The organism is Microcystis sp. (genome assembly GCF_048564745.1).
Lineage (GTDB): Bacteria > Cyanobacteriota > Cyanobacteriia > Cyanobacteriales > Microcystaceae > Microcystis > Microcystis ichthyoblabe_A.
In genome coordinates, this window is sequence record NZ_JBLZRT010000198.1 from 1 (window position 1) to 4,119 (window position 4,119).

Here is a 4,119-nt window from a genome sequence, read left to right on the forward strand (position 1 = left end):
ATAGACCTCTTGCAAAAGTCTTAAGTCGATCCTTGTACAGCAACATTTTTGAAGATTATCAACTACTAATAAATAATTAACTGAAAGTCCCTCCCATTATTGTTTCTATCGTTTGTTTTCGGATTTATGCAAGAGGTCTAAGAGGTCTAATATCTACTATAGAAATAATCTTTCAGTCACTGGGCTGTAATCACTAATCTTTGCTTCTCCTCTCATCCCTTAACCCCCGAAATGAGTATTGCCAAATTAATTATCTCGATCGTCGCTCGACTTTTCCCAGGGGCAATTTTCTATCAACCCACAGGAGAGAAAATTATCGCTCTTACCATCGATGATGCACCCACTCCCAACGATCCCGAAGGAAAATCCACCGATCGCATTTTAGCAGCGATCGCAACTCATAATCGAGAAAAAGCCAGCCCAGCAACCCCCGTCAAGACGACTTTTTTTCTGATTACGGGACACCTACAACCGAACTCCACCTTGATTGAGAGCCTCATCGCCCAAGGTCACGAAATCGCTAATCACGGCACCCAAGATCTGCGTACCAGTCAACTGGCTGCCGACGCTTTTGCTAGTCAGTTTCGGGAAGCTAACGATATTTTAAGTCGTCTTGCCGGTCTTGCACCGCGCTGGTATCGTCCCGGTCAAGCCTTCTATAATCAATCTATGCGCTCGTTTTTGGGGAAATTCCCCGGCTATGAGTCCCGATTTGCCCTCGCTTCCATGATCCCTTTAGATACCGGAAAAGCAACGAATCACCCTCAATTTACCACTTGGTATATCTCGCAATTTATTTTCCCCGGGGCGATTTTAGTGCTTCACGGTGGGTCTCCCGAAAGAGATGAAAACACGGCGATCGTGCTGAAGAATTTATTAGCGAAATTACACGATCGAGGTTATCAGGTGGTGACTCTCAGTCAATTAGTTGATCACAAACGTTATTAGGTGACATTTTCTAGGCATTAAGGACAAGAAAAGATGATGGTAATCTGACAACATTTGGCGATAAGGGTTGCCAAGAGGTTTTCACTAATCTAGATGGACTTCGTTACCATGAAAAATCCTGTATTTTTTAACAAGTCAGACTAAATCTTTCCAAGAGTAGTTGCAATTTTTTTCTTGGCATAAGTTGATATTTGAGAGACGAAAATATAGAAGCAGCTGATTAAGCTAAGACGTATTTAAACAGCTTATTCTTAAATTAGCCGAACCTCCGCCAATCCTTTTACTGTTGCCTTTTGCCTCTTGCCTCTTGCCTCGTCTCAACAAGCAATTTAAATTACGAACAGCTTATTTACTAACCTACTTTTTTTAATTTTTAACGGGTTAGGGCTGGGATATACTGAAATTGTTGCTTATAGATCACTACTATGGGACGTTTAGCGCTGATCAGCGTGACTGACAAAACCGGAATAGTTGACTTTGCCCGTCAGCTAACAGAAGAATTTGATTTTGAAATTATTAGCAGTGGAGGAACCGCCAAAACGCTCCAAGCGGCGGGAATTCCCGTGATTAAAGTGGGAGAATACACAGGCTCTCCTGAAATCTTGGGCGGAAGGGTGAAAACTCTCCATCCTCGCATCCATGGCGGTATTTTGGCTAGACGGGATTGGCAGTCAGATTTAGCGGAAATGGAGGCTAATCAAATTCGTCCTTTTGATTTGGTGGTGGTTAATCTCTATCCCTTTGAACAGACGATCGCCAATCCTGATGTTACCACCGCTCAGGCGATCGAACAAATCGATATCGGTGGTCCGGCGATGTTACGCGCCTCAGCTAAAAATTTCGCCCATTTGACTGTCATCAGTAACCCGAAGTATTACGAGCAGTATTTAAGCCAATTTCGGCAAAATAACGGCGAAATCTCCCTGGAATTCCGTCAAAAAATGGCGGGGGAAACCTTCGCTTTAACCAATGCCTACGATGGTGCGATCGCCGCCTATTTCGCCAGCTTAAACGGGGAAACGACTCGCTTTAATTTGGCGGGAAATGCCCTGCAAACCCTGCGTTACGGCGAAAATCCCCACCAAAGTGCCACTTGGTACGGCAGCGGTACAATGGCTCACGGTTGGGGAAAAGCAACCTTATTACAGGGAAAAGAACTAAGTTATAACAATTTAGTCGATTTAGAAGCAGCCCGCCGTTTAATCGCCGAATTCGGACCAGAAGAACCAGCCGCCGCTATCTTGAAACACACTAATCCCTGTGGAGTGGCGATCGGTGGTAGTTTAGTGGAAGCTTATACTAAAGCTTTTAATGCCGATTCTACCTCCGCTTTTGGGGGTATTGTTGCCCTAAATCAAGCCATAGATGAAGCAACCGCTAAAGAATTAACGAAAACCTTCCTAGAATGCGTGGTTGCCCCCGATTGTAGCCCGGTCGCCCGGGATATTCTGGCTAAAAAATCAAAAGTAAGGATTTTAACCCTACCAGATTTAAGTCAGGGGGAAAAACAAACGGTAAAAGTTATCGCCGGCGGTTTTCTAGTGCAAGCATCGGATGACGTGATAGAAACCCCGGACGAGTGGCGCGTGGTGACGGAAAAACAACCCACCCCCGCACAATTAGCGGAATTACTGTTTGCTTGGAAGGTATCTAAGCACGTTAAATCTAACGCTATTGTGGTGACAAAAAATCAAACTACTTTAGGTGTTGGTGCGGGGCAAATGAATCGCGTTGGTTCGGTAAAAATTGCCCTCGAACAAGCAGCAGAAGCAGCCAAAGGTGGCTATTTAGCTAGTGATGGTTTTTTCCCTTTTGATGATTCTGTTCGCACGGCGGCCCAGTTTGGCATCGAGGCAATTGTTCAACCGGGAGGTTCTTTAAAAGATCAGGATTCAATTAAAGCCGCTAATGAGTTAGGTTTAATTATGGTCTTAACAGGCATTCGTCATTTCTTGCATTAATACAAAGTTAGGGTGTGTTGATGCTTAAATTAACGCACCCCAACAAGTTATTAATTATCGGTTAATTTCCCTGACTCAATAGTCTTAAATTTGCCAAAAGCACGAGGATGGCCAGCTTTTTGGGAACAAAGAAAATAGCGCTATGTCTGGCTATTTATTCAGGTCATTTCCTGAAATGCTTTGGACAAAAATTGACCAGACTTGGCGATTAATGTTTCCTCTCCAACTATTAAAAGTGTCAAAATAATAGTAAAATTTTGTGACAAAGTGCAGTCATATCTAAGAATCTTTGCTAGAACTCTAGAAGGCTTCTGTGATAAGTCTCCTTAAAGGAGATTGTTTGCAGTAAGCTCATCTGGTTAACACGCTTTTGGGTGTGATATAGGGAAAAGTTCTGGCGATTGCGCCTAAAATGCCGAAAGTTGACCTATATCGTTACTCTGGAGAGTTTTATGCGGAAAGTTTTCGTATAATCCCTAGTTATGCCGCTGAACTAAATGTAGGGACATAGTTAAGTGACTGTTTAGGTATATTAATGATTCAGTAGGCGAAAGCTTTTAGCTGATGTGGTTAAATTGTGTAAGTATGAAGTATTTCAAAAGGAGAGTCTTCAACTGGCTATGTCTGAAAATTTCATAGAAAAGTTAATAGAATTGGTCATTGATAAACTGTTACTTGGTGGCATTGTTTTGTTGGCAGGCTATTGGGTAAATAGAAGATTCGAGATATTTAAAAATGAGACCAACGAAAAATATCGTCAGAGGCAATTAATTGCTGAGTTGGAAAATCAGCTTGCTATGTCTCGATACAATGCAGAACTTGAGTTTATAGAAAGACAGATTTCCGAGTTTTACTGGCCTATATATTTAAGACTAGAAAAAGACAATGTGATGTGGAAGCGAATAAAGTCTTTGAGTGCCGAAAAAAATACTTTACCTGAAGCCGCAAGCGAAGCCATAGAGAAAGATTTCATTCTTAAGAATCACCAAGAGATAGTTGAAATCATAGAGTCCAAAATTCATTTCGCAGGTGATTCTGCTAACAGCAAAGAATTGATCAATGAGTTTCTGAAGTATATCAAGCACGTTGAGGTTTATAAAACAATTCGTTCTATAAAAGAACTTCAGAGATTTAATCCAATTGATCTAAATGAGCCGTTTCCCGAAAAAATTTTCCCGTTAGTTGAAAATAACTTTCGAGAGTTGCAAAA

General features: G+C 41.9%; 3 protein-coding genes. All 3 read left to right on the top strand.

What is annotated here, in order from left to right:
* The first annotated feature begins 231 nt into the window (after positions 1–231).
* Entirely contained in the window at positions 232–948 is a 717-nt protein-coding gene (locus ACOCD9_RS20400; RefSeq protein WP_287700045.1) for a polysaccharide deacetylase family protein, read from the top strand.
* 425 nt (positions 949–1,373) lie between these two features.
* Positions 1,374–2,909 carry a bifunctional phosphoribosylaminoimidazolecarboxamide formyltransferase/IMP cyclohydrolase gene (gene purH, locus ACOCD9_RS20405; protein ID WP_419548294.1) on the top strand — a complete coding sequence of 512 codons (1,536 nt, stop codon included), beginning with the start codon at positions 1,374–1,376 and terminating at the stop codon, positions 2,907–2,909.
* A 620-nt stretch (positions 2,910–3,529) separates the two neighbouring features.
* The coding region (locus ACOCD9_RS20410) for a hypothetical protein (protein ID WP_419548295.1) at positions 3,530–4,119 on the top strand (590 nt) is incomplete at its 3' end.

Excerpts from the sequence above, each read along its gene's own strand:
- purH (WP_419548294.1), top strand. The coding sequence starts at position 1,374 with ATGGGACGTTTAGCGCTGATCAGCGTGACTGACAAAACCGGAATAGTT.
- ACOCD9_RS20400 (WP_287700045.1), top strand. The coding sequence starts at position 232 with ATGAGTATTGCCAAATTAATTATCTCGATCGTCGCTCGACTTTTCCCA.